Source organism: Salinicola sp. CPA57, from assembly GCF_003206035.1.
In the GTDB taxonomy this organism is placed as follows: domain Bacteria; phylum Pseudomonadota; class Gammaproteobacteria; order Pseudomonadales; family Halomonadaceae; genus Salinicola; species Salinicola socius.
Genome location: NZ_PZJR01000006.1, coordinates 30,200 through 56,906 on the forward strand (window position 1 = coordinate 30,200; position 26,707 = coordinate 56,906).

Here is a 26,707-nt window from a genome sequence, read left to right on the forward strand (position 1 = left end):
CAACGACACGCTTTCTGCCAACCAGGGAAAAACGGCATGCTCGATAGTTTTCAGATGACGCCGGATAACGTTGACGCCTTCGAAGAAGCGGCAATTACTCCCTACGACCGTTACGGGGAATTGTTCGAAGCGGTCGCACTGGCGCATATCTTCCACGACTCCAAGACCTTCGCCGACTGCATTCCAAGGCAGCCCCCCGGGCAGATCATGGAAGCCTACGAGCAGCAGCGGTGGCAGGCGGGGTTTGATCTGAGCGCCTTCGTGGCCGATCACTTCTATAGCGACATGGTGCCGGGCAAAGGCTACGAGTCACGACCCGAGCATGATCTGGTCACGCACATCGACAACCTGTGGCCGGTACTCACCCGTAACTCCCGTCAGCATCCGCGGTGGTCGTCGCTGCTCGCGCTGTGCTACGACTACGTGGTGCCGGGCGGACGCTTTCGCGAATACTACTACTGGGACTCCTACTTCATCATGCTGGGTCTGGCGGCCAGCAACCAAAGCCACCTGATGTGCGCGGTCACCGACAACTGCTCCGACTTGATCCTGCGCTACGGCCATATGCCCAACGGTAACCGCAGCTATTATCTGAGCCGGTCCCAGCCGCCGCTGTTCTCGATGATGGTCGAGCTGACGGAGCGACAGGGGCTCAGGGAAGCCATCGACTATCTACCCGCGCTGGAACGTGAATACGCCTTCTGGATGGATGGAGAAGACGACCTCGCCCCCGGCGAGAGTCATCGCCGCTGCGTGCGTCTGGGCGAAGACGCCTGGCTGAATCGTCACTGGGACGATCGCGATACGCCTCGCGAAGAGTCGTTCCGCGAAGACGTGGAAATGGCACGTCACTGCAGCCGGCCCGCACAAGCGCTGTTTCGGGATCTCAGGGCCGGCGCGGAGAGCGGCTGGGATTTCAGCGGACGCTGGCTGGACGACGTGAAGGACCTCGGTTCGATTCGTGCCACGCACTTCGTCACGCCGGAGCTCAATGCCCTGCTGTTTCATCTCGAACAGACGTTGAGCCGTCTCCATGCCGCCGTTGGCGACGACGGCAAGGCAGGAGACTTTCGTCGCCGGGCACTACGGCGGCGAGCCGCGATGGATCACTACTTGTGGAGCGATTCGAGAGGCGCCTACTACGACTACGACTTCACGCGTGGGCGAAGCAGCGTCCACCTGACCGCGGCCTGCGTCGTGCCGCTGTTCGTCGGCGCCGCCTCCGATGCGCAGGCGGAGCGGGTTGCCAATATCGTTGCCGACCGCCTGATGGCCCCGGGAGGACTCGCGACCACCGAAATCACGGATAGCGCCCAGCAGTGGGATCACCCCAACGGATGGGCCCCACTGCAGTGGATGGCGATCGAGGGGTTGCGGCACTATGGCTTCACCGAGCTCGCGGACACCTTGGCCGACCGCTGGCTGGACTTGGTCGAGGACCTGTACCGCCGTGAGCACAAGCTGGTGGAAAAGTACGTGCTCTACCCCGGCGCGGACTTTGCCGTTGGCGGGGAGTATCCGCTGCAGGACGGCTTCGGCTGGACCAACGGCGTGACCCGGGCGCTACTCGCCCGGCGCGCTGGGCATCAGTAACACCACGCCCAATGGCGGCAGCGTCAGCGAAAGACTGGCCGTCTGTCCGTGCAGCGGCGTGTCGAGGGCCTGGATCTGTCCCAGGTTGCCCAGATTGGATCCGCCGTAGCATTGCGCGTCGCTGTTGAAGATCTCCTTCCAACGCCCCAGGGTCGGCACGCCGAGATGATAGTCATAGCGTGCCACCGGGGTCATGTTGGCCACCACCAGCAGCGGCTCTCCGATCAGGTTCCAGCGCAGCCAGGCGAATACGCTATTGGTGCTGTCGTCGCCGACCACCCAAGTGAAGCCCTCCGGCTCGGTGTCGCGCTGGTGCAGCGGCGTCTGTTCCTGATAAAGCCTATTGAGATCGCCGACCAGGCGCTGGATGCCGGCATGGGCAGCTTCGCCGAGCAGCGACCAGTCGAGTTCGCGATCGTGACTCCATTCGCGCCACTGGCCGAACTCGCAACCCATGAACAGGAGTTTCTTGCCGGGCTGCGTCCACATGGTGGCGAGATAGGCGCGTAGATTGGCGAACCGTTGCCATTCGTCGCCGGGCATCTTGTTGATCAACGACCCCTTGCCGTGGACCACCTCGTCGTGGGAGATCGGCAGCACGTACTTTTCCGAGAACGCGTAAACCATGGGAAAGGTCAGTTCGTGATGCGCGTACGAGCGATACACCGGATCCTTGGCGATGTACTCCAGAGTGTCGTGCATCCAGCCCATGTTCCACTTGTAGGCAAAGCCCAGTCCGCCATCACGGGTCGGCTGGGTCACGCCCGGCCAGGCGGTGGACTCCTCGGCGATCACCACCGCTCCGGTCACCTCCTCGGCGACCACATCGTTCAAGTGGCGCAGGAAGTCGATCGCCTCGAGATTCTCCTGGCCCCCGTACTGATTGGGAATCCACTCGCCCTCGTTGCGCGAATAGTTGCGATACAGCATCGAGGCCACCGCATCGACACGTAGCGCATCAACGTGGAAGTGGCGCAGCCAGTGCAGCGCCGAGGCCAGCAGGAAGCCATGCACCTCACGCCGTCCCAGGTTGTAGATATAGGTATTCCAGTCCTGGTGAAATCCCTCGAAAGGATGCTCGTACTCGTAGAGCGCCGTGCCGTCGAAGCGCGCCAGCCCGTGCGCATCGGTGGGAAAGTGGGCTGGCACCCAGTCGAGGATCACCCCCAAACCGGCCTGATGGCAGGCATCCACGAAATAGGCGAAATCCTCGGGTTTGCCGAAACGTCCGCTGGGGGCGAACTGGCCCAGTGGCTGATAGCCCCAGGAGCCGCCGAAGGGGTGCTCCATGATCGGCAGCAGTTCGACATGGGTGAAGCCCATTTCGAGCACGTAGGGAATCAGGTGCTCGGCCAGATCGCGCCAGCTATAGATGACGCCGTCATGTCCGCCATGTTTGCGCCACGAGGCGGCATGCACCTCGTAGGCACAGATCGGCCGGTGAGGGGCCTGATGCTCGCCGCGCCGGGCGATCCAGCCGGCGTCGTGCCAGGTAAATGGCCGGGTATCGGCGACCACCGATGACGTCTGGGGCGGCATCTCGCTGGCCAGTGCCACCGGGTCAGCCTTGAGCGCGATAGCGCCGTGCGCATCGATCAGTTCGTACTTGTAGGATTCCCCCGGCCCCAACCGGGGAAGGAAAATCTCCCAGACCCCGGCGGGATGGCGCAGGCGCATGACATGCCGACGACCATCCCAGCCGTTGAAGTTGCCGACCACCGAAACGCGCCGGGCGTTGGGCGCCCAGACCGCGAAGCGCACCCCGGACACACCGTCGACTTCCATCGGCTGGGCACCCAGACAGTGACCCAGATTGCGGTGATTGCCCTCGCCGATCAGATACAGATCCATTTCTCCCAGCAGCAGATCGAACGAATAGGGATCCTCGGTCTCCTGCTCACCGCTTGGCCAGCGGATACGCAGCGTGTAGGGCGCGACATGGGGCAACCGGCCGGCGAACAGCCCCGGCATCTGGATGCCGCTCAGGCTGCAACGTCGCTCGCCGGTATCACGGTCGAGCACATCCACGCCCAGCGCCCCGGGGAGATAAACCCGCAGCAGACGGGTTTCCGTATTTTCCTCGCCGCAGCCATGCACGCCGAGTACGGAAAACGGATTGCCGTGACTTCCCCGAACCAGCGCTTCGGCGTCATCGGGAGACAACCAGAGGGCGTCATCCCTGCCGGTATTGACGTTCAGATCGGTCATTGGGACCCTCTCATGGACAGTTGATCGACGATTGCCACCAGACCGCGCAGCGGCACGCCCAGCCAGGCCGGGCGATTGGCAGCTTCGTAGGCGATCTCGTAGACCGTCTTTTCCAGCTCGAACAGTTCGAGTGCGGCACTGGCACCGTCCGACGAGGCCCAGCGATGGGCGATATCGGCGGTACTTTGCCAATAGGCCTCCAGGAAGGCGCGCCGACTGGCCACCATATAATGCTCGGCGACCTCATGGGTTACCTCGACGGCCCCTTCTTCACTCGGCTTGCCGGCAGTCGCTTCATCCATCTTGGCGCCGGCATAGTCGAAGGACCGCAGCATGCCGGCGACATCACGCAACGGACAGTCCTTGGCACGCCGCTCTTCCAGAGAGCGGGCGGGCTCACCCTCGAAGTCGATGATGTAGGCGTCGTCATGCGCTACCAGCACCTGGCCGAGGTGCAGATCGCCATGGATGCGAGTGAGCAGACTGCCCTTGGCCTGTCGCGCCAGCGGTTCGATGGCCGACAGCAGTATGTCGCGCTTGCTCAGAACTCGCTCGGCCAGGGCCTGATCGGCTTCCCCGGCATCGCCCTTGTGTCGTTCGAGCAGGTCGAGCGCCGTCACGATCTGTTCGCGGACGCGCTGCGACCAGGCGGCCACATGGGCGTCATCGGCCTGTTCCGGAGCGAAGTCGGGGTTGTCGCTTGCGGCGGCCAATATCCGATGCAGCTCACCCAGGCGCTGCCCCAGGGTCGTGGCGAACCCCTCGAGTTCGTCCAGCGCAGGGTGGCCATGCTGCTCGGCGCTGGCCTCGCCCACCTCGCGAATCGCCCGCTCCAGGACGTTGCGCGTCCACGACCAGGCATCGCCCTGGTTGGCAACGAAGCCCTGTACCAGCATCAGGGTCTGGGACTCGCCATCGGCATTGTGACGCGCCACCTCGCCATACAGCGTCGGCACGTTGGCGAAGCCGTGTTCGCTCAGGTAGCGGCCGATCTCGGCCTCGGGATGCAGGCCCGGCTCCAGGCGCCGGAACAGTTTGAGCACCACCTGGTGGCCGATGATCACCGAGCTGTTGGACTGCTCGGCATTGCTGTAGGCGACATCGACATCCTCGGGCAGCTCCAGCGCGTCCAGTGCCGAGGTCGGCAGGAAGCGTATCTCGCCGTCGGCACAAGGCAGCTTCGCTCCGCTCCGCAGCAGATCGAGAATGCGCAGCGCGAAGGCGTCCAGCCCCAGCGCGTCGGTCAACAGGCCGACATCGCGCCCGCGCCGCACCCGTGCCAGGGCCAGTTGTTCGGCCATGGCGCCGCTGCGGTCGTCCTCGCCCAGAAACCCCAGCGGCAGCAGGTAACGATCATGCCCCTGGGAATGCTCGACCTCGATCTCGCTGAGCAGCATGTTGTGCCGAGCGTCCTCGATACGCACGGCGTAGAGCAATTTCACCTGATGGATGCGCGCCTGCTTGGCGGCGAACCAGCGTCGCTTGGGCAGATATTTGGGAAGCGCCTCGTTCTCCATCAGTCCACGCGATGGCGCATCGAGGATCTCTTCCAACTGACGCTTGATGATCAGCGTCACGTAATCCGGCATCGGCTCGGGTGCCGGCACATGCCACTCGGGCATCGCGGTCTCGGGCGCCAGCAGGAACCAGTAGAAGCCGTAGGGGGGCAGCGTCAGCAGATACGACAGCTTGCCGATCGGCGGAAAAGCGCTGCCGCCGACCATCTCCACCGGCACCTGGCCAGCGAAGGCCGACAGGTCTAGCTCCACCGCCTGAGCGTTGCGCGCCACGTTGGCCACGCACAACAGCACTTCACTGTCGCCATTATCGAGGACGAGCTCACGCAGATAGGCGAGGATATGCCGGTTGGCCGGATAGAGCGGCTGCATGGTGCCACGGCTGAACACGCGATGCTGACTGCGCACCGCCAGCAGGCGACGCATGCTGTTGAGCAGCGAGTGCGGGTCACGCGTCTGGGCCTCGACGTTGACCGACTGGAAGCCGTACAGCGGATCCATTACCGCCGGCAGCACCAGCTTGGCCGGGTCGGCTCGCGAAAAGCCGCCGTTGCGGTCCATCGACCACTGCATCGGTGTGCGCACGCCATCACGATCGCCCAGATAGATGTTGTCGCCCATGCCGATCTCGTCGCCGTAATAGAGTACCGGCGTGCCCGGCATCGACAGCAGCAGGCTATTGAGCAGTTCGATGCGGCGCCGGTCGCGTTCGAGCAGCGGCGCCAAGCGCCGGCGGATACCGAGGTTGATACGCGCGCGACGATCGGTAGCGTAGTGACTCCAGAGATAGTCCCGTTCCTTGTCGGTGACCATCTCCAGGGTCAGCTCGTCATGATTGCGCAGAAAGATCGCCCACTGACAGTTGGGGGGAATCTCCGGTGTCTGGCGCAGAATGTCGGTGATCGGGAAGCGATCCTCCCGGGCCAGCGCCATGTACATGCGTGGCATCAACGGAAAGTGGAAAGCCATGTGGCATTCGTCGCCTTCGCCATTCTCGTTGCCGCCAAAGTAGGGCCGCGTATCCTCCGGCCACTGGTTGGCCTCGGCGAGCAGCATGCGATCGGGATAGCGCTCATCGAGAGCCGCGCGGATCTTCTTGAGAACGACGTGCGTCTCGGGCAGGTTCTCGTTGTTGGTGCCCTCGCGCTCGACCAGATAGGGAATCGCGTCCAGACGCAGGCCGTCGACACCCATGTCCAGCCAGTACGCCATCACCTTGAGCACTTCATCGAGCACTTGCGGATTGTCGAAGTTCAGGTCCGGCTGGTGGGAGTAGAAGCGGTGCCAGAAGTAGGCCTTGGCCACCGGATCCCAGGTCCAGTTGGAGGACTCGGTATCGAGAAAGATGATACGTGTCCCGGGATACTTCTGGTCGCTATCCGACCATACGTAAAAGTCTCTCTCCGGCGAGCCGGGTGCCGCGTGACGCGCGCGCTGGAACCATTCGTGCTGGTCGGAGGTGTGGTTGATGACCAGCTCGGTGATCACCCTCAGGCCACGCTGATGCGCCTCGCTGATGAAGCGCTTGGCATCCTCGAGAGTGCCGTAATCCGGGCTGACGCCAGTGTACTCGGCAATGTCATAACCATCGTCCCGGCGCGGCGACGGGTAGAACGGCAGGACCCAGAGCGTATTCACGCCGAGGCTGACGATGTAATCGAGCTTATCGATCAGCCCCAGGAAGTCGCCGATGCCATCATCGTTGGCGTCGAAGAACGACTTGACGTGGACCTGATAGATCACCGCATCCTTGTACCATAGCGGGTCTTCGAGAAAGTCGATGGCCTCGACGGCGTGGGATTCGCTGCTGGCATCCATCATTGTGCGTTCCTCCTTGATTGATCAGCGCACCGGATGGATGCGCCAGATGGCGAACGGCAAATGCCACGGCTCCAGCCGCATCGACTGCCACTTGCCATGCCATGTCCAGCGATGGCCGCTCATCAGATCCTCGACATGCAGCGCCGCCTCGTCGCCCAGTCCGAACGCCCATAGCGGCAGCTCGAATGGCCCTTCCTGGGCCTCGAACGGATCGAGACTGATCATCACCAGCACGACATTGTCCAGATCGTCGGTGCGCTTGCCGAAGAACAGCACGCGCTCGTTGTGCACCGGGTAGAAGGAGACCCCCAGATGGGTCTGCAGCGCCGGGTTTTCACGCCGGATCCGGTTGAGCTGGGTTATCTCGTAGCAGATGTTGCCGGGGGCGGTGTAGTCCCGCGGCTTGATCTGGTACTTCTCCGAATCGAGGTATTCCTCCTTCCCCGGTACCGGCTCGCCCTCGCACAGCTCGAAGCCCGAATACATGCCCCACAGACCCGAACCCATGGTCGCCAGCGCCGCGCGGATCAGGAATCCGGGGCGTCCGGATGACTGCAGGAAGTAAGGATTGATGTCCGGCGTGTTGACGAAGAAGTTTGGCCGGTAGCACTCACGCATCGGCGATTCGTTGAGTTCGGTCAGATACTCGGTCAGCTCGGCCTTGGTATTGCGCCAGGTGAAGTAGGTATAGCTCATGTTGAAGCCGATCTTGCCCAGGCGCTTCATCATCGCCGGTCGGGTAAACGCTTCGGCCAGGAACAGCACGTCCGGGTCGCGCCCGCGGATATCGGCGAACAGCCACTCCCAGAATGGCAGCGGCTTGGTGTGCGGGTTGTCGACGCGAAAGATCTTCACGCCTTCGTCCACCCAACCCTGCACCACGTCGCGCAGCGTCGCCCATAGCGAGGGCACCGCGTCCTCGGCGTAGAAATCGACGTTGACGATATCCTGATATTTCTTGGGCGGATTCTCGGCATAACGGATCGAGCCATCCGGCCGCCAGGAGAACCACCCCGGATGCTCGCTGAGCCAGGGATGATCCGGCGAGCACTGAATGGCGAAGTCCAGGGCAATCTCCATGCCGTGATCGGCCGCCGCCTTGATCAGATGGCGAAAATCCTCGCGCGTGCCGAGTTCGGGGTGGATCGCCTCATGCCCGCCTTCCGGGCTTCCGATGGCATAGGGACTGCCGGGATCGTCGGGGCCGGCCTGGAGCGTGTTGTTGCGGCCCTTGCGATGGGCATGGCCCACCGGGTGAATGGGAGGGAAGTAGAGCACGTCGAAGCCCATGTCCCGGATCATCGGCAAGCGCTTGTGGACATCGTTGAAGGTTCCGTGGCGCCGAGGATCTTCGGTCTCGGAACGCGGGAACAGCTCGTACCAGCTGGCGAACTGGGCCGCCCGACGTTCGACCTCGAGCGGGTATATCGCCTCGCTGCGGGCCAGATGCGGCCGTGCATCGGCGGCGTGCATCCAGCGGGCGGTCCGGGCGTCGAGCAGGGCGCCGACCCGCTCGCCCTCGTTGGCACCGGCCTGGAAACGCTCGAGTACGCTTTCCAGCGCTTGCCTCAACTCGCCTTCCGATCGCTCGACAGCGGCCGCCACCAGCCGTCGGCCCTCTTCGAGCTCGAGCTCCACGGGCACGCCTGCCTGATGCTTCTTGAAGAGCTCGTCGCGGTAGGTGGCGAACACATCCCACCACGCCTCTATCACGAAGGTGTGCCGACCGATCCGGGTTGGGGTGATGACCGCATCCCAGATGTCCTTGCCCGGCGGGTGCACCAGGTGCATGGCCTCGCGCCCGCCCTGACCGCGGTCGTCGCGCCAAACGACCTCGGCGGCCAGCACATCGTGGCCATCGGCGAAGATCACCGCCGAAACGGTGATGGGTTGGCCGGCGATCGTCTTGGCGGCGAAACGTCCCAGCTCCAGCGAGGGTTGCACGGCCTCGATGGCGATACGCGGCGAACGCGTTGCCGCCTGAAGGCCGTCGTCCCCCGGCGAGGAAATCGGATTCGGGATCTGATTCGGCGATGCACTCGTGGTCATTGACGTCTCCTTCCGTCCTTGGGGCGGAGTTGATGCTCGTTCGGCATCGCCGTCTCGGACGGCAACGTCGCGCTGTACCGCTGCTCAGAAGAACGGATGACCCGGCGTTATGGCAAAGCGCTGCCGTGAGATGCGTCGCAGTGAGTAGCGTCGTTGGCTATCGATGGGGGAGAATCCCTGTCAGGCATAGGCTACCTGCCGACCCGCGGTCCTCGGATGGTTAGCCATACGCAGACTCCTCTTCGATGAGTTCGAACAGGGAGAGACTGCGAGCCTTGACGTGGTAATCGCTCTGCATCGGGCACCGCACGTCGCCGGCGCCGGGATCGAAGGTCTCGACACGCCTGCGCCACTCGATGCCACCGGGAACGTCGGGCAGGACGAAGTCGGCATCCTGGTCTCCAGCATTGAGCGCCAGAAAGACGGTGATATCGGAGCCTGGGCGGCAGATGCCGGTGGGCTGCGCGTGACCGTTGAGAATCACGCCGATCGCCTTGGCGTCCGCGTCATGCCAATGCTCCACGCCCATCTCTTCTGCTGCAGGCGTGAGCCAGGTGACATCCTTGATGCCCAGATTGTCATTCAGCTCTCCGGTCATGAAGCGTCCACGCTCCAGAATCGGATATTGGCGACGCAAACGAATCAGATAGCGGGTGAAAGCCAGTAGCTCTTGCCCTTCCTCGGAGAAGTTCCAGTCGACCCATCCGATCCCGCCATCCTGACAATAGGCATTGTTGTTACCGCCCTGCGTGCGCCCGAACTCGTCTCCGGCCAGCATCATCGGCGTGCCCTGCGAGAGCATCAGCGTGGCAAGCAGGTTACGCATCTGACGCATGCGCAATCCCCTGATCTCGGGGTCATCGGTTTCACCCTCGACACCATGATTCCAGGAGATGTTGTCGTCATGACCGTCCTGGTTGTCCTCGCCGTTGGACTGATTGTGCTTGTCGTTGTAGCTGACCAGATCACGCAACGTGAAACCGTCATGGGCGGTAATGAAGTTGATCGACGAGAAAGCCTTGCGGCCGCGGTGGTTGAACAGATCGGCCGACGCGGTCAGACGATTGGCGAATGCCGGCAGCTTGCCTTCGTCGCCGCGCCAGAACGCTCGCATGTCGTCACGGAAACGGTCGTTCCACTCCGCCCATCCCGGGGGAAACTTGCCGACCTGATAGCCGCCGGGTCCGCAGTCCCAGGGTTCGGCAATCAGCTTGCACTGCGATAACAGCGGATCCTGTCGGCAGGAGTCGAGGAAGCCGCCGCCCTCGTCGAAGCCGTCGGCCTCGCGCCCGAGAATCGTCGCCAGATCGAACCGGAAGCCGTCGACGCGCATCTCGTCCGCCCAGTAGCGCAACGAGTCGTTGACCATCTGCAGCACGCGCGGATGCGACAGGTTCAGCGTGTTGCCGGTGCCGGTATCGTTGATGTAAAAACGCGGCTCTTCCGGCATCAGGCGGTAGTAGGAGGCGTTGTCGATCCCCTTGAACGATAGCGTCGGCCCCATCTCGTTGCCTTCCGCCGTGTGGTTGTAGACCACGTCCAGCAGTATCTCGATGCCAGCGGCATGGAAACGCGCCACCATCTGCTTGAACTCGCTGATCGTTTCCGTCGCCATGTAGTGGGTATGGGGCGCGAAGAAAGCCAGCGTGTTGTAGCCCCAGTAATTGTGCAGCCCCTTTTCCTGCAGGTGGCGATCGTCGGCGAAGGCATGGATCGGCATCAGCTCCAGCGAGGAGATGCCCAGGTCGGTCAGATAATCGATGACTTCCGGCACGGCGAGACCGGAGAAGGTTCCCCGCAGCGCCTTCGGCACATCCGGGTGACGCATGGTGTAGCCACGAACGTGCGTCTCGTAGATCACGGCGTCGCTCCACGGGACCCGGATCTCGCCGGAGCGCCCCCAGGTGAACGCAGGATCGATGACCCGACACCGCGGCATGAACGGCGCGCTGTCGCGCTCGTCGAAGCTGAGATCGCCATCCTCGTGACCGATGGTGTAGCCGTAGAGCGCATCGTCCCAGATCAGTTCACCCACCAACTGCTTGGCGTAAGGGTCGATCAGCAACTTGTTGGGGTTGAAACGATGCCCCGCCTCCGGATCGTAGGGGCCATGAACCCGGTAGCCGTAGAGCTGGCCCGGATGCGCGTCCGGCAGATAACCGTGCCAGACCTCATCGGTATACTCCGGCAACACGACCCGCTCGACCTCCTCCTGCCCGGTTTCATCGAACAGGCAGAGCTCGACTCGAGTCGCATTCGCCGAGAACAGCGCGAAGTTGACGCCGAGTCCATCCCAGGTCGCTCCTAACGGGTAGGGCAATCCTTCTCGAATCCGCGAGCGCAATACGCCAGCCTCCTGGACGACCTTGCCCATCGATTCATCATGGCTCCATCGCATATCGCTCATATCCTGCCCCCCGAGTGAGCCAGTTCAACCCTGCCATTCCATGCTGCCCAATATGGGCGATCACTCACTCTTGTTGCCGCCCGTGCCACGAGGCTTGCGGGGTTTGGGCGCAGGCTTGTCATCATCGCCCTTCGCGGCTTTCGTCGTGCCCCGCTTGCGCGGTGCTGGCTTGTCGCCGGCGCTTTCGTCGCCACTCGCTGCCCGACCTCGCGGTGACGAGGGCCTGGCTGGACGCTGCTCCGCTTGCACCTCGACGCCCGTATCCGCTTCCTTGCGTGCTTCGGTTTCGGGATCATCCAGCGGCAGCCGCATCTCGTCGATACCGAGCTCGTCGGGCTCCGCCGTCGGCTCCTCGCCTTCGAGCGGTGAAGGCTCGTTCGACGCGGCGCGCCACTCCTGCTCCTCTTCACGCGCGTTCTCGGCCTCGACGATGCGTTCGGCCATCGCCCAGTGGCGCCCCTCCTGATCGTCGGGGCAGCCTTCCGATTCCCAGATGCGATAAGCCAGCATCCGGACACGTTGTTCGCGACTGGTCATCATGACGCCTCCTTCCTGTTCTCGTTGCATGGCGGGGTCATCCCTGCTCCCGCCGGATCCGTGTCAGACCGATACCGGCCAGGCTGGCACCGCACTCTCAGCGTAGCTGGGTTCCGGAAGTCCACACCCAGGCACCGCAGGGAAAAGCCGACAAATGTTCGTGTAGTCGAATAACGGTAGGCGTTTCCACTGGGGTCGAGGTCAGCCAGCCCTCGCCGGCGCCTTCCAGGCCCAGGGCATCGAGCATCAGCGAGGTGTCCCCCCACCGCAGTTGCTGATCGTCGGACGCCCCCGACAATGCCATCGACAGCCGCGGCACGGCGACCACCAGCGTCAGCGTCGGCGTTCTGCGAGCAAAGGCGATGACGTGTTCGGCACAGGCACCGACCGCGTGTAGTGGCAGATACTCGCCCTCATGGAAAAGCTCGGGGTGTTCACGTCGCAGGATGAGTAGACGCTGGATGACGGCCTGCTTGACTGCCCCGTCCCGCCAGTGACGCCACGCCGAGGTCGGCGCTTCGGCTTCATCCAGCGCCTCGCGACGGGCCGCCATGTCGACCGGACGGCGGTTGTCGGGATCGACCAGCGATTGATCCCAGAACTCGGTGCCCTGATAGAGGTCCGGCACACCCGGCGAACATAGCCGAAGCACCGTCTGCGCCAGGCCGTTGATCGCGCCCGGCAGATCCAGCAGCGCCGCCGCTTCGGCCAGTTCGCGGGTCAGCTCGTCGCCGCTCAGCGCGCAGCGAATGGCGTCTTCGCCAGCCTGCTCATAGGCCTCGTCGGGAGCCAGCCAGTGGCTCGCGAGCTTGGCTTCACGCATCGCCTTCTGCTGCCAGGCGACGAGCCGATCGGCGAAGGCGTTCAGCCCCTGCCGATCGCAATCTTCAAGCTCGGCGTCCGGCACCATCCCCGACGTCAACGCCAGCGGCCATGCCGTCAGCAGCAGCTGCAGCATCATCAACCGATCCCCGCCACTGGGCGTTTCGCGACTATCGTAGAGACGCTGGTCGGTCGCCCAGGCTTGCATCTTCGGCACCAGCACGTCGCTCAGCTCGCTGATCGCCGCCAGCCTGGCACGGACATCTTCGCCGCGCTTGTGGTCGTGCGTCGCCGTGGTCAGCATGGCGCGAGGGAATGTCGCCAACCGTTCCCGATTCGCCTCATGCAGGCGAGCCGGCGCGTAGGCGAAATGCGCGCCCTCGCAGCCGACATCGTTGCGTGACAGCAGCACGGCCGAGCGGTAGCCCGCGGTATCCTCGACGGCCTTCGCTGCCAGCGGCGAGGTCAACTGCTGGAACCGCGTCGTCGCCGTCAGGCGCAACTGCCGCTCGGGCTCGTCGAAGGCGTCGGCGGCTCTGCCACCGAACCAGTCGTCGAGCAGCGGGAGCCAGGCCGCGTCGGCCGCCGTCAACAGCGATCGCGCGACGTCCATGGCGTGATTGAAATCCCCGGCATCGGCGTCGGGACGGCCGTTGCGATCGGCGTAGCTGCGATAGACCGGATAGCCCACAGCCAGCGCGCCGAGCACGCGCCGAATCGTCGCCGCGCTGAATTCCCGCGTGGCGGGATCGATACTGGCGAGGGCGTCGATGGACTGGACGCAACGTTCGAATTCGGCGGTCAAAGCGCCGTGGAGCATCTCTCGGCGCGCCGCCTGAACCTCGGCGGCGAAATCATCCGGGCGTCCGCTGATCTCGCGCCATAACCGGGCCAGTGGCTCGCGCCCGGCCGGATCGTGCTGGATGCCGGATACCAGATCGAGGAATTCATAGCCGGTAGCGCCATCCACCTCCCAATCGGTGTGCAGACGTTCGCCGTCGCCCAGAATCTTTTCGACATAGATCGGTCGGCGATTGGCGCCGTCCCGCCCGCCATCGAGTTTGCGGCGACGCTCGGCAATCGCCTGGAGACGCGAGCGCAGCCGGAGCGCGTAACCTCGGGGATCGGCGAGACCATCGATATGGTCGATGCGCAACCCGTCGATCCAGCCGCGTTCGACCAGCGAGAGTAGATAGGCGTGGGAAAGATCGAATACGCTCTCGTCCTCGACCCGCACCCCCACCAGTTCGGTGATATCGAAGAATCGACGCCAGTTGAGCGCGTCGTTGGCCGTGCGCCAGTAGGCGAGCCGGTAGGCCTGGCGCTCCAGCAAGCCGTGCAGCCGTGCTCGCCCTTCTCCGGTACCGGGGTCATGCCGAGCGATCACCGCGGCGACGCGCGAATCGTCACTCTCGCGCTCGTCGCTCGGGATGCCGCCGGGCCGAGCATCGCCACCTGCGGCTGTCAGCAGCGCCGCGGCATGCGCCGGATCCAGCGGAAATCGATGCTCGTGATAACCGATGAAGAAGGCACCATGGCGAGCATCCCAACCCAGGGTCAGTTCACCGTTTTCCAGTACCCGAACGTAACGGTCGCCGAGAAACGGCAACAGCAGCCTGCCGTCGGCGCCGGGCTGCTCCCAGTCGATATCGAAGCAGGAAGCGAAGTCGCTGGCGCGACCGCGAGCCAGCACGTCCTGCCACCAGGCGTTCTCGGCGCCCACGGCCAGATGATTGGGCACGATATCGGCAAGAATACCCATGTCCCGGGCGTGCAGCGCCTCGACCAGACGCGCCAGCCCGGCTTCGCCACCCAGCTCTGAATCGACGCGAGTGGGATCGACGCCGTCGTAACCGTGCATCGAACCCGCCCGCGACGCGAGGAAAGGCGACAGATAGAAATGGCTGACGCCCAGAGCGGCGTAGTAGTCGACCTGGCCGCAGGCGTCATCAAAGGTAAAACCGGCGTGCAACTGCAATCTGACGGTGGCGCGAAGCTGCCTCATGTTCGACGCTCCCGGCGTAGGCGATCGATGCGTGATAAACGTTGCTGGACCGCCGGCGCTTTCAACGCCTGCGGCGCGGGGGCCGGCAGACGCCGGCGCCAATTGGGGTGTTCGTCGAGCGTACCGGGCAGGTTGGCCTGCTCCACCAGCCCCAGCAGATCCTCGAGCGGCAATAACGCCAGCGGCGTCGGCGTCGCCGCCACATGGACCAGCGCGGCATCGATTACATCGTCGACGCTCACCCTGTCGCTGGCGATGCCGTCATCGCCCGCGATCCCGTCGAGCCCGCAGACACCGACCAGACGGCGACGATCATGGCGACGCTGCTCACCGAGCACGGCGGGATCCTCGTCCGCCGCCAACAGTCCCAGCCTTTCTCGCCAGCGGAGATCGTTCTCCAGCCACCAGCCGGCCACCGTGGGCAGATCGTGGGTGCTGGTCATGGCGATGGTGGTCGGGCGCCAGCGCTTGGCCGGCAGAAACGCCTCGCCCTCTCGCTCGAACCACATCACGCTCATGCCGAGCACGCCGCGCGCCGCCAGCCGATCGCGCAATCCGGCTTCCACGGTGCCCAAGTCCTCGCCGATGACGATGGCCCGATGCCGCCACGATTCCAGTGACACCAGTCGCAGCAGATCGTCCAGCGGGTAGCGCAGATAGGCGCCCTGCTGCGCGGTCTCTCCATCCGGGACCAGCCACAGCCGCGACAGTCCCAGAATATGATCGATTCTCAGGCCGCCGGCGTGGGCGAGACTGGCCCGCAGCATGGCCAGAAATCCCCGGTAGCCGGAGTCGACCAGCCCGACCGGCGAGAACGCGGCCACGCCCCAACTCTGCCCGTGGGCGTTGAAAGCATCCGGCGGCGAACCGGCGTTGAGACCGGGAAACAGCTCATCGGGATCGCTCCAGGCCTGACTGCCGGCGGGATCGACACCCACCGCGAGATCGGCGATCAACCCCACCGCCATCCCCGCCTGACGGGCGTTGCCCTGCACCTGATCGAGCCCGGCCGCCACCAGCCATTGCAGAAATACCGCGAAAGTGATCGCTTCCCGGTACTGCTCGGCAAAGGCCTCGACCGCTTCGCTGCGGGGATCTCGCCAGGCCTCGGGCCACTGTCGCCAGTCATTGTGGTCGGCGTGCGCTTGAAGCACTTCGAACCGACAGTGACGTTCGAGGCTATCGCCGCCGTCGCGACGAAAGGCAGCCAGCCGAGAACGCCATGCCAGCGCGCTGTCGTCCTGCTGAACATGTCCGAACAGCCGTTCCAGCATTGCCAGCTTGAGCCGTGCGCTGGCCGGCCAGTCGATCAGCTCGAGTGCGGCCTGGTTAGCTATCGCGTCGGCAAATGGCTCCCGCACCCGCGCCAGCGTCGCTTCGTCGAACAGGCACTCGGGCGAGGCGTGCCAGACGTTGTAGAACAGCCGGCTGGAGGGCGAATAGGGGCTGAACCGCTCGGGGTGCGCGGTAAACAGCGCATGCAGCGGACTGATGGCCACCGCATCGGCGCCGGCGCGTGCCACTACGGTGCAAAGCTCGTCGAGCGCCTGAAGATCACCGATGCCGGCATCGCCGTCACGCCTAAGCGCGTAGAGCTGTACCGCGACGCCCCAGTAGCTGGGCTGCGCGTCGCCCTGCTCCCGAGCGACGTCATCCAGCGTAAAGCACCGCGGCGGCGCCACCGCCAGCATCCGGGTCACGCTGTCCCCACCCGGCTCGGCGAGAAAACTCACACGGTGATACCCGGTCTCCCGAATCGCAGGCAAGTGGCCTTGAGCGTCGAGATGGCCATCCAGCGTCTCGCCACTCTCGAGCCGAAGGACGAACGCGCAGCCGCCACCATCGGCGACGGGAATCTGCAGCGGCTTGTCCTGATCGGCCAACAGCATGGGCGGCAACCGGTCGAACGCCGCCGGGCATTGGCGCGACTGCCAGCGGGCCAGACTGGCGGCGACCTCGTCGTCGTCCCCCGCCGGCCAGCCGAGGCGAGTCAGCATCCTGCGCTGACGCGCCTCGGACAGCGACTGGGGCTGGTCATCGCTGCCGGCCCATTCGAGCAGCAGGCCCACCGACGACGCCAGTTGGCGCAGCCTGGCAGCGGATTCGTGATCCGATGGCTGAACCGTGGTCATTCGCCTGACACTCCGGATACCCCATCCGACGGCTGAAGCCAGACGACGCTGGTCAGCGCCGGCAACTGGCCATCGGCGACGGGATCGCTACTATCCTCTCGCGAGCAGACCAGCGGCGTGCCTGACGACCCCACCGCCACCGGCTGCGCGGACAGGTTGATCGCGATGGTCAGGATCTGGCCATCACCCAACCGCCACTGGCCCTGAACGGCCTTGTCGCCGAGCACGCGAGCCGCAACGGCACGACAATTTTTCAGTGCCGGAATGACATGTCGGTGACGCAACGCCAGCCACTGGCGAAAACGCCCCTGATAATGCCGATGTTGCGGAGCGCGGGGCTCCTCCTCGTCGAGGCACGATGCCTCGTAGGTCGCCTGCGCGTTGGGATCGGGAATGCGCTCGCGCTGGTCCGGATCCTCGAAGGCACTGAAATCCGCGAACTCGCGGCGCCGGCCCTCGCGTACGGCATCGGCCAGAGCGTCGCGATGATCGGTGAAAAACAGAAACGGCCGCGTCGAACCCCACTCCTCGCCGATGAACAGTAGCGGAATGGCGGGAGAGAGCAGCAGCATCAGCGTTGCCGCATCGAGCGCATCCGGATCGGCCAGGTGAGGCAGACGATCGCCCAGCGCACGATTGCCGATCTGATCATGATTCTGCAGAAAATTGACGAATGCCGTCGGTGGCAGATGCCCGCTGGACTCGCCGCGCGCTTCACCCTTGCGGGAGCGCTGGCCCTGATAGACGAAGCCTTCACCCACTGCCGTTGCCAGCTTTTCCGTCGCGTTCTCGACGAAGTCCGCGTAATAGCCTTCGCGCTCGCCGGTGAGCAGAACATGCATCGTGTTATGCCAGTCATCGGCCCACTGCGCGTCGAACAGTCCCGGTTCAAGCAGGCTGGCCTGATTGTGCTCGTTTTCCAGGATCAGATGGCAATGCCGATCCGGGCCGACACGCTCCCGCAGGGTATGCCCCAGCTCCACCAGGAAATCCCGCTCGCTGATGGCGTGAACGGCATCGAATCGTAATCCGTCGAAACGGTATTCGAGGAGCCACATCAGCGCGTTGTCGATGAAAAAGCGGCGCACCTGGGGCCGGCGAAAGTCGATGGCGTCACCCCAAGGCGTCGCGAGGTCTTCGCGGAAGAACGGTTGGGCATAGTGGCCGAGAAAATTGCCATCCGGCCCGAAATGGTTGTAGACCACGTCGAGAAGGATCATCAGCCCGTGCCCGTGGACATCATCGATCAGCGCCTTGAGCGCCTCCGGCGTGCCATAGTAGGACGCGACGGCATAGGGCTGAACGCCGTCGTAGCCCCAATTGTGCTGCCCCGGGCATTCGGCGAGCGGCATCAGCTCGATGGCGGTCACGCCCAGCTCGACCAGTGCCGGCAATCGCCGACGCAATCCGTCGATACCCCCGCAGGCGCCCAGGTGGACCTCGTAGATGATCGTCTCTTCCCAGGGCCGGCCGGACCATTCGCCGTGGCGCCAGGTGTAACGATCCGGGTCGATTACGCAGCTGGCGCCGTCGACCCCACCCTGCAGGGCTTTCGAGGCGGGATCGGGAACGGCAAGTCCGTCTTCGTCGCCATCGACGAAGACGCGGTAGCGATAGACCGTATCCGGCAGGCATTCGGTTTCGAGCTCGAAATGTCCGTCCGCCGTCGGTTCCATGGGCAGCGAAGACTGCCCCTCGCGCTCCAGCGCTACCCGCTGAGCGCTGGGCGCCCAAAGGCGAAACCGAACCCGCCCCTCGCGAGTCGGAGACGCGCCGTAGAAAGAGGACCAGACCGAATCTGCCACCTCCCTGGAACGCAGGGTGGCAACATTCGATCCACGGGAAACGGAAGACGCGCTCATGGAGACTCTCCGAGCCAATTTTCATGACGCAGGAACAGCGCCGCCATCGGTGGCACCGTCACGGCCAGTGACTGGGCATGCCCATGACTGGGGATCGGCTCCGAGGTCACGCCACGACCGTTGCCCACGTTGCTGCCGCCGTAAAAGACACTGTCGCTGTTGAAGGTTTCACGCCACCAGCCGGCGCTGGGTACGCCAAATCGATATTGATAGTGGACGCAGGCCTGGAAGTTGCACAGGCAGATCATGCTGGCGTGACCGCTCTCGGCATGGCGGGCGAAAACGATGACACAGTTATCGCTGTCGTCGTCGACCAGCCATTCGAATCCGAGATGGCCATCGTGACGAATCTGCATGGCCGGCTCGTTGACGTAGAACCGGTTGAGATCGGCGACGAGACGCAGGACGCCCGCATGGCGACTTTCGAACAGCAACGGCCAATGCAGCGGTTCCGGCCAGGGCTCGGACAGCATCTGACCGAGCTCCACCCCCATCGCCACCTGCTTGTCGCCCGGCAGCGCCCACATCAATGCCAGGCTGGCCCGGAGGGCGGCGAAGCGTTGCCAGTCATCGCCGTGAACGGTCTGTCGCCACTGGCCGAGCGCCGATCTGTCGTCCGGCATCTGCTCCAGCAGGCCGCGCTCGCCTTCGCTGGGCGTCAAGGCAGCGACCCAGTCCCCGTATCGACGACAGCGCGAGGCCGGTGCCAATGCCAGATAGTCGGCGCTTGCCAGCCGCCATTGCGGCCGCCGATACAGGGTCAGGCTGGTCTCGGTAGTCTCGCTCTGAAATAGCCGACAGCCGCCGGCCCAATTGGAGTCACCGTCCTCTTCGAATCCGTCGATATGACACCGCTGACACCAGCCGAGAAATTCGGATTCGGTCGACGACGCAGTCGTCGGGCGATGCACGAGGACACCGACGCCGGCAACGTGGCAGGTCTCGACGAACCGACAGACCCCGGTTTCGGGCTGCCCGACGAGCGCCTCGTCGATAACGATATGCGTGAAGCCGAGGTCGGCGACGTAGGGCACCAGTTCCTGCGCGAGATCGAGCCAGTCCAGCGGCAGCGGGAACCGGGAGACGTACCAGTCCAAGGCTGACAGGCAATAGAGTGCCAGCGGCATGTCCCCACCATGACGTCCGACTCGGGCGCGCATCCAGTCGCCGTCGTCCCAGGACCAGGTGGCTGCTTTCATGCGGTTCCCGGACTGGCCGGAGGGGGAAGAAGGGAAATTCGCTCTGGTGCGATCACCACCGGCAGCGGTCATCATCGTCTCGTCACGACGTCATCGGATCGCACTATCGCCTCCGTCAACAGATCGGCATATAACCGTCGATAGGGAATCACTGCCTGACGCCAATGTAGCCTCCCGGCCATCGACGCTCGACGCATGGCGTAAAACAGATCGGTCGCGCGGAACAGGTCGAAGGCCCGCAGCACGGTGGCGCGATAGGTTTCCAGGCTCATGTCATCGAACAGCAGACCATTGATGCCGTCCTGAATCGTGTCCGCCAGCCCGCCGGTTCGATGGGCGATCGGCAGCGAGCCAAAACGTTGCGCGTAGAGCTGGCTGAGGCCACAGGGCTCGAAGCGGGACGGCATCAGCAGGAAGTCGCTGCCGGCGTAGATCTGGCGCGCCTCGCCTTCATCGAAACCGATATTGACCCCGACATGGCCTGGGTAGAGCGCCGCCATTGCGATCAGCGCCTGCTCGATGACGTACTCGCCTCGACCGATCACCACCAGTTGTCCACCGGCTTGGACGATGGCGTCGGCGACCTGAATGGTGAGGTCTAGCCCTTTCTGCGCCACCAGCCGAGACACCACCGCGAACAGCGGACCGCTGCTGGGTGCCAGGCCGAACATGCGACGCACGCGCTGCGTGTTGGCGCGCTTGCCATGCCAGTCGTTGATACCGAAGTTGGGCGCCAGATGAGGATCCGTACGCGGATCCCAGTGATCGTCGATGCCGTTGAGCAGGCCGCTGAGCCGCCCTTCCAGCGCGCGCTTCTTGAGCAGGCCTTCCAGTCCGCAGCCGAGCGGCGCCGACGTGATCTCGTCGGCGTAATTGCTGCTGACCGTCGTGACATGGGACGCGTAGGAAAGGCCCGCCTTCATGAAAGAGAGCTGGCCGTGAAACTCCACGCCATCGATATGGAACGCGGTGGAGGGGATCCCCAGCGCCGCAAGACGCTCGACGGGAAAGAGCCCCTGATAGGCGAGATTGTGGATGGTGTAGACCGACGGCACGTAGCGTTTGCCGAGCCAGCGCACGTAGCCCGCCGTCAGGCCCGTTGCCCAGTCGTTGAGGTGCAGCAACTCGACCTGCCACTCGAGCAGCGAGGCGTCGTTGACGATCTCGGCAGCCGCCATCGCCAGACGCGCAAAGCGGATGTCGTTGTCCGCCCACCCGACGCCCAGCTCATCGCCGTAGGCGTTGCCGACCCTGTCGTAGAGTTCCGGACAGAGCACGACGTAGACGATCAATCCGTCTTCACAAAGAAGACGACCTATCTCGCAGGCGGGAAGGTCATGCCGGGCGGGCAGGCTGGCCACGTGCACGATCGGCCGACCGGCGGTCAGCAGCTGACGATAACCGGGCATCAGCACACGCACGTCGTAATTGGGTTTCAGCGCACGCGGCAACGCGGCGGAGACATCGCCCAGCCCACCGGCCTTGATGAAATCGGCAATCTCGGTCGTCACGAACAGAACGCGACGTTGGCGACTCGACGAGCTGGGAACGGGCCGCGACAATAGATTGTCCGGCGAGTTGGACGCGCCGGAGCCGGTTACCGACACAGACCTGCCGGGATTCCCCCCAGCTCTCGCAGCCGTCTGACTTTTCCTGCCATCTACTGCGGCCTGCGCCATGTTCAGCCTCCCTGAACATTCGGTCCACCAGTCAATATTAACCAGCGTCCACCCAACATCCTGCGCCCAGGCGGCAGGCACGGCCATAACCGACGTTAATTTAGGAAGATCAAGGCCATGGCTGCTATCTGTCGATGCGCGGGGCAATGACTCGCCGGCACGACGGGCTTGCCGTCGCCGCCGGTGCCACCCTGTCTGTCTCGGCACAGACGCGAGCCCTGTCTACAGATATATGCCACCGGCCGGGAAGCGTCAAAGCCTGTTTGGAAGATTGCCGAGTCCATGGGAGGAGTCGATGAGAAGAAGCCAATAAAAAAGGCAACCTCCAAGGGAGGTTGCCTTTGAAAGACCGAGCCATCGGTCATATCGACTTCAGAAATTAGTGGCTGTCGCGAGCTTCCTGGTGGCTATCGTTACGCGATTTGCCCTTGCCGAACCTCGATTGCAACCCGTGTGTGACTTTCATGATCAGCACGTAGGTCGCCGGCACGAAAATCGTGGCCAGCAGCGTGATCGAGATCATCCCGCCCACCACCGGCGTGCCGATCTGGTTACGACTCGCCGCACTGGCGCCTGACGCCAGCGCCAGCGGCAAGGTGCCGCCGATGAAGGCCAGCGAGGTCATCACGATCGGACGGAAACGCTGACGAGCCGCCACCTTGGCTGCATCGATCACCGACAGCCCCGCGTGCTTGCGCTGCTGCTCGGCGAACTCGACGATCAGGATGGCGTTCTTCGCCGCCAACCCGACCACCACCAGCAAGCCCACCTGCAGATAGACACTCGTGCTCAAGCCCGCCAGGTAGACGGCGAGAATCGCGCCGACGAAGGCGAACGGCACTGCCGACACCACCGCCAACGGCAACGTCCAGCTCTCGTACTGCGCCGCCAGAATCAGGAACATCATGATCACGCCGAACGACAGTGCAAGCGTCGCCGCGGTACCGACATTGACCTGCTGATAGGCCTCGCCGCTCCAACCCATCCCGTAATCGGTGCCCAGCGTGTCGGCAACGACTTCCTGCATCGCCTGCACCGCTTCTCCGGAGCTGTAGCCCGGCGCCGGCCCGCCGGAGAACTGAGCGGCCGAATAGGTGTTGTAACGCTGCAGCACCGACGGGGCCTTGTCACGAGTGAGCGTGACCAGCTCGGACAGCGGAATGCGCTGACCATCGCCACCGCGCACGTAGACCTTGCTGAGATCATCCGGATTGCGTCGGAAATCGTCCTCGGACTGGAGATAGACCTGGAAGTTGCGGCCCGAACTGGTGAAGTAGTTGACGAACGCACTACCGAAGGTACTCGCCATGGTGGTGTTCAAATCGCCGATGTCCACGCCCAGGCTCCGGGCCTTCTCGGTGTCGACATCCGCCTTGTAGACCGGCACGTTGACATCCAGCGACGAGAACACGCCCGCAAGCTCAGGCCTTTTGGCCGCCGCCTGCATCACCTTACCCGACGCCTCGGCCAATTGCTGCGCGGTATCGCCGCCGTAAGCCTGAAGATAACCGGTAAACCCGCCGGTGGGCGACAGGCCCTGGATCGGCGGCAGGTTGAAGGCAACCGTCTTTCCGCCCTGAATCTGGGCACCGATCTGCATGATTTTCTGGGTCAACTGATCGATGGTGATATCGCGATCTTCCCACGGTTTCATGGTGACGAAGACCGTGCCCTTGGCGGTATTGGGCGAACTCGACAGAATGTCGAAGCCCGGAATGCCGGTCACGTAATTGATTCCGGGAACGGCATCACGCAGCCGCTGGCTCAACTCCTGCACGTAGGCATCCGTGCGCGCCACCGACGACCCTGCCGGCAGGCTGACCGAGGCCAGCGCCACGCCCTGGTCCTCGGAAGGCAGAAGCGCCGCCGGCAGCTGGGCGAAGATCAACCAGGAAACGACACCGGCGGCAGCCAGACCTACCAGCACCAGCCACAGCTGATGAATGATGAAGTTGGTGATCGCCATGAAGAAGTCGGTGATCTTGTCGAAGAGCTTGTTGAACCAGTCGAACGGCTTACGAATGACGCGCACGAAGCCGGACTGCTGGATGCGATCCTGATGCTTGAGGAAGATCGCGCTCATGGCGGGCGTGAACGACAATGCCACGATCGCCGAGATCGCGACCGAGATCGCGATGGTGATCGCGAACTGCTGGTACATCTGTCCGGTCAGGCCGCTCATGAAACCCACCGGCACGAATACCGCCGACATGATGAACGCCGTCGCGATGACCGCGCCGGAAACTTCTTTCATCGCTTCGAGCGCCGCACTGAACGGAGTCGCCTCTTCGTCTTCCTCCATGATGCGTTCGACGTTCTCGATCACCACGATGGCATCGTCCACCACGATACCGATCGCCAGTATCATGCCGAACAGAGACAGCAGGTTGATCGAGAAATCGAGCAGATACATCCCGGCAAACGTACCCACCACCGAAATCGGCACTACCGACATCGCCACCAGCGTCGAACGCCAGCTCTGCAGGAACACGAACACGATCACCGCGACGAGAAGCAGAGCCTCGATGAACGTGTGTTCGACCGACTGGATGGAAGCATCGATGAACAGCGTGGTGTCGTAGGGGATCTCGAAGTCCAGTCCCGGCGGGAACCGTGTCTTGAGATCCGCCATGGAATCCTTGACTTCCTTGGCCACGTCCAGCGCATTGGCCCCCGGCTGCAGATAGATCGCAATCGGTGCAATCGGCTTGTTGTTGACGTAGGCCTGAATGCCGTAGCTGTTCTTGCCCAGCTCGATCCGCGCGACATCGCTCAAACGCAGCGACGAGCCGTCAGCGTTGGTTCGCAGGATGATGTTCCGGAACTGATCGACGCTCTCGTAACGACCTTCGGTGGTGATGGTGTACGTGTACGGCGTCGGGTTGCTCTGGGGCTCGGCACCGAGCTTGCCGCCCGCCACGACCGCATTCTGTGCCTGGATCGCCGAAGACACCTCTGCCGGCGTCAGATCGTACTGCGCCAGCTTGTCCGGGTTGAGCCAGACCCGCATGGCGAATTCCTGGCTGCCAAGGACTTCCGCCTGCCCGACGCCGGGAAGCCGCGAAAGCTCGTCCGTCACATTGATGTTGGCGTAGTTGGTCAGGTAGAGCGAATCGTAGGCATCCGAGGTCGACGTGATACCGACGAACAACAGGATGCTAGACGAACGCTGTTCGACGGTGACGCCCTGTGACTGTACCTCGCTCGGGAGCTGCGACAACGCCCGCTGAACCCGGTTGTTGACGTTGATCGTCGCCGTCTGCGGATCGGTACCGATATTGAAATAGACACTCATCGACATCTGACCGCTGTCGGAACTCGACGAGGTCAGATAGATCATGTCCTCGGTGCCATTGATCTCCTGCGCGATGACGGATGCGACCGTGTCGGAAACGGTCTGGGCACTGGCGCCGGGATAGGTCGCGGAAACACTGATCGTCGGCGGTACCACGGGAGGATACTGCTCGATCGGCAACGTCCTCATGGCCATCAGGCCAATCAGCGTAATGATGACCGAGACGACCGTGGCAAAGATCGGGCGTCTGATGAAAACGCTGGCAAAGTTCATCAGTTGGCTCCGTTCTGTCCGTCTTGGGCGTCACGACGGGCGCCCTCGACGCCTTCACCACCCTTTGCATCAGGTTCCTGGGACGGATTTTCGCCAGCGTTGTTCTGCGGTGCAGGCACCTTGCCGGTGAACGGCTGGGCATCGATCTGATCGCCGGCGGAGATGCTGCCGATCCCCGATACGACGACACGATCGCCGGGCTTCAGGCCTTCGGTGATGATCTGCCAGTCGCCGGCGATCTCGCCCAGCGAGACGAAACGCGATTCGGCCTTGCCTTCACCGTTCACCACGAACACCTGAGGCCCCTTGAGACCTTCGGTCACGGCGATGGCCGGTACGGCGTAGACGTCGTAACGCATCACATGCGGCAGAGAAATCCGTACGAACTGTCCGGGCAGAAAGAGCTGGTCATCATTCTGGAACACGGCCTCGGCCTGTACCGTGCTGGTGGACTCATCGACCCGAGAGCCCAGGAAGTCCAGCTTGCCGCGCAACTGGAGCGCGTCCCGAGAGGCACTTTCCGTACCCGGCGCGGTCAGAATCACGGTATCCGTTGCGCCTTCGTCTTCCTTCTGGCGCTGCTGGCGCAGCGAAAAGGCGTCATCGGCGGGCAGCGAGAAGCGAACCTCGATCGGATTCAGCGGGGTGATGGTCGCCAACTCCTGGGGCGGCTGCACCAGGTTGCCGACATTGATCTCGCTCAGGCTGATCATGCCGCTGACCGGGGCGTTGACCTCGGTATAGCTGAGATTGATCTGGGCGCTGTCCAGTGCCGCCCGCGCCTGTGCCAGCGCCGCCTGCGCCGTGCTCAGGTCTGCCTTGGCCTGGTCGCGCTGCTGCTGGCTGACGGAGTTCTGATTGTAGAGCCGGGCGTAGCGCTCGGCATCACGCTTGGCACGGGAAACCTCGGCCTGCGCACTCTGCACGTCGGCCTGATTCTGTTTTACCGTCGCTTCGTAGGGCGCCTGTTCGATGGTGAAGAGCTTGTCGCCCTTCTCGACCATGCTGCCCTCGCGATAGTGCCGCGCTTCCAGGACGCCTTCGACACGACCCATGACGGTCACTTCGCGGTTGCTGCGAACCTGAGCGGGATATTCCTTGGAGAGCGCGACATCGTGCGCCTCGACCTCCATCACTTCCGCTTTCGCGGGCGGCTTCTGCTGTTGCCCGCCACCTTGTTGCTTCGCGCTCTGCTGATCATCGCCGCCACAGCCGGCCAATACCAGCGACAGCAACAACGCCCCACCGAAACCGAGGGTGCAATTCTTGAGATTAGGGCGCATGAGTCTCCGTCCTGGAAGAATGATA

General features: G+C 63.6%; 13 protein-coding genes. 1 reads left to right on the top strand and 12 read right to left on the bottom strand.

Features of this window, described 5'->3' with window-relative positions:
* Nucleotides 1-36 precede the first annotated feature (36 nt).
* Complete coding sequence (gene treF, locus DOM36_RS07620; RefSeq protein WP_232823766.1) at nucleotides 37-1,593, top strand: alpha,alpha-trehalase TreF; 1,557 nt, start codon at nucleotides 37-39, stop codon at nucleotides 1,591-1,593.
* Here treF and glgB read toward each other — a convergent pair.
* The 12 genes from glgB to DOM36_RS07685 all read right to left on the bottom strand — a co-directional run bounded on the left by glgB (nucleotide 1,564) and on the right by DOM36_RS07685 (nucleotide 26,682).
* On the bottom strand, nucleotides 1,564-3,801 hold the full coding sequence (gene glgB / locus DOM36_RS07625) for a 1,4-alpha-glucan branching protein GlgB (RefSeq protein WP_110642354.1): 2,238 nt from the start codon (nucleotides 3,799-3,801) through the stop codon (nucleotides 1,564-1,566). The genes treF and glgB overlap by 30 nt on opposite strands.
* The gene (gene treS / locus DOM36_RS07630) at nucleotides 3,798-7,139 is read right to left on the bottom strand and encodes a maltose alpha-D-glucosyltransferase (protein ID WP_110642356.1); all 3,342 of its coding nucleotides are present in this window, start codon (nucleotides 7,137-7,139) and stop codon (nucleotides 3,798-3,800) included. Before treS ends, glgB begins: the two co-directional genes overlap by 4 nt.
* A gap of 21 nt (nucleotides 7,140-7,160) precedes the next feature.
* Complete coding sequence (locus tag DOM36_RS07635) at nucleotides 7,161-9,188, bottom strand: alpha-1,4-glucan--maltose-1-phosphate maltosyltransferase (protein WP_198651236.1); 2,028 nt, start codon at nucleotides 9,186-9,188, stop codon at nucleotides 7,161-7,163.
* A gap of 220 nt (nucleotides 9,189-9,408) precedes the next feature.
* A complete protein-coding gene (gene glgX, locus DOM36_RS07640) occupies nucleotides 9,409-11,595 on the bottom strand; it encodes a glycogen debranching protein GlgX (RefSeq protein WP_198651237.1) in 2,187 nt (728 codons plus the stop codon).
* A 60-nt stretch (nucleotides 11,596-11,655) separates the two neighbouring features.
* On the bottom strand, nucleotides 11,656-12,135 hold the full coding sequence (locus tag DOM36_RS07645) for a DUF2934 domain-containing protein (protein WP_075571527.1): 480 nt from the start codon (nucleotides 12,133-12,135) through the stop codon (nucleotides 11,656-11,658).
* A gap of 94 nt (nucleotides 12,136-12,229) precedes the next feature.
* Complete coding sequence (gene treY / locus DOM36_RS07650) at nucleotides 12,230-14,959, bottom strand: malto-oligosyltrehalose synthase (protein ID WP_110642358.1); 2,730 nt, start codon at nucleotides 14,957-14,959, stop codon at nucleotides 12,230-12,232.
* The gene (gene malQ, locus DOM36_RS07655; protein ID WP_110642360.1) at nucleotides 14,956-17,091 is read right to left on the bottom strand and encodes a 4-alpha-glucanotransferase; all 2,136 of its coding nucleotides are present in this window, start codon (nucleotides 17,089-17,091) and stop codon (nucleotides 14,956-14,958) included. The genes treY and malQ overlap by 4 nt, the downstream gene beginning before the upstream one ends.
* Complete coding sequence (gene treZ / locus DOM36_RS07660) at nucleotides 17,088-18,953, bottom strand: malto-oligosyltrehalose trehalohydrolase (RefSeq protein ID WP_110642362.1); 1,866 nt, start codon at nucleotides 18,951-18,953, stop codon at nucleotides 17,088-17,090. The genes malQ and treZ overlap by 4 nt, the downstream gene beginning before the upstream one ends.
* A complete protein-coding gene (locus DOM36_RS07665) occupies nucleotides 18,950-20,152 on the bottom strand; it encodes an alpha amylase C-terminal domain-containing protein (protein ID WP_157958593.1) in 1,203 nt (400 codons plus the stop codon). The genes treZ and DOM36_RS07665 overlap by 4 nt, the downstream gene beginning before the upstream one ends.
* 71 nt (nucleotides 20,153-20,223) lie before the next feature.
* Complete coding sequence (glgA, locus tag DOM36_RS07670; RefSeq protein WP_342353254.1) at nucleotides 20,224-21,918, bottom strand: glycogen synthase GlgA; 1,695 nt, start codon at nucleotides 21,916-21,918, stop codon at nucleotides 20,224-20,226.
* Nucleotides 21,919-22,210: 292 nt separating this feature from the next.
* Complete coding sequence (locus DOM36_RS07680; protein WP_075571532.1) at nucleotides 22,211-25,399, bottom strand: multidrug efflux RND transporter permease subunit; 3,189 nt, start codon at nucleotides 25,397-25,399, stop codon at nucleotides 22,211-22,213.
* The gene (locus tag DOM36_RS07685; RefSeq protein WP_110642370.1) at nucleotides 25,399-26,682 is read right to left on the bottom strand and encodes an efflux RND transporter periplasmic adaptor subunit; all 1,284 of its coding nucleotides are present in this window, start codon (nucleotides 26,680-26,682) and stop codon (nucleotides 25,399-25,401) included. Before DOM36_RS07685 ends, DOM36_RS07680 begins: the two co-directional genes overlap by 1 nt.
* Between the last annotated feature and the right edge of the window lie 25 nt (nucleotides 26,683-26,707).

What these genes read in the sequence shown, in the direction of transcription:
- treF (WP_232823766.1), top strand. Translation starts at nt 37, where the DNA reads ATGCTCGATAGTTTTCAGATGACGCCGGATAACGTTGACGCCTTCGAA.
- glgB (WP_110642354.1), bottom strand. Translation starts at nt 3,801, where the DNA reads ATGACCGATCTGAACGTCAATACCGGCAGGGATGACGCCCTCTGGTTG.
- treS (WP_110642356.1), bottom strand. Translation starts at nt 7,139, where the DNA reads ATGATGGATGCCAGCAGCGAATCCCACGCCGTCGAGGCCATCGACTTT.
- DOM36_RS07635 (WP_198651236.1), bottom strand. Translation starts at nt 9,188, where the DNA reads ATGACCACGAGTGCATCGCCGAATCAGATCCCGAATCCGATTTCCTCG.
- glgX (WP_198651237.1), bottom strand. Translation starts at nt 11,595, where the DNA reads ATGAGCGATATGCGATGGAGCCATGATGAATCGATGGGCAAGGTCGTC.
- DOM36_RS07645 (WP_075571527.1), bottom strand. Translation starts at nt 12,135, where the DNA reads ATGATGACCAGTCGCGAACAACGTGTCCGGATGCTGGCTTATCGCATC.
- treY (WP_110642358.1), bottom strand. Translation starts at nt 14,959, where the DNA reads ATGAGGCAGCTTCGCGCCACCGTCAGATTGCAGTTGCACGCCGGTTTT.
- malQ (WP_110642360.1), bottom strand. Translation starts at nt 17,091, where the DNA reads ATGACCACGGTTCAGCCATCGGATCACGAATCCGCTGCCAGGCTGCGC.
- treZ (WP_110642362.1), bottom strand. Translation starts at nt 18,953, where the DNA reads ATGAGCGCGTCTTCCGTTTCCCGTGGATCGAATGTTGCCACCCTGCGT.
- DOM36_RS07665 (WP_157958593.1), bottom strand. Translation starts at nt 20,152, where the DNA reads ATGAAAGCAGCCACCTGGTCCTGGGACGACGGCGACTGGATGCGCGCC.
- glgA (WP_342353254.1), bottom strand. Translation starts at nt 21,918, where the DNA reads ATGGCCGTGCCTGCCGCCTGGGCGCAGGATGTTGGGTGGACGCTGGTT.
- DOM36_RS07680 (WP_075571532.1), bottom strand. Translation starts at nt 25,399, where the DNA reads ATGAACTTTGCCAGCGTTTTCATCAGACGCCCGATCTTTGCCACGGTC.
- DOM36_RS07685 (WP_110642370.1), bottom strand. Translation starts at nt 26,682, where the DNA reads ATGCGCCCTAATCTCAAGAATTGCACCCTCGGTTTCGGTGGGGCGTTG.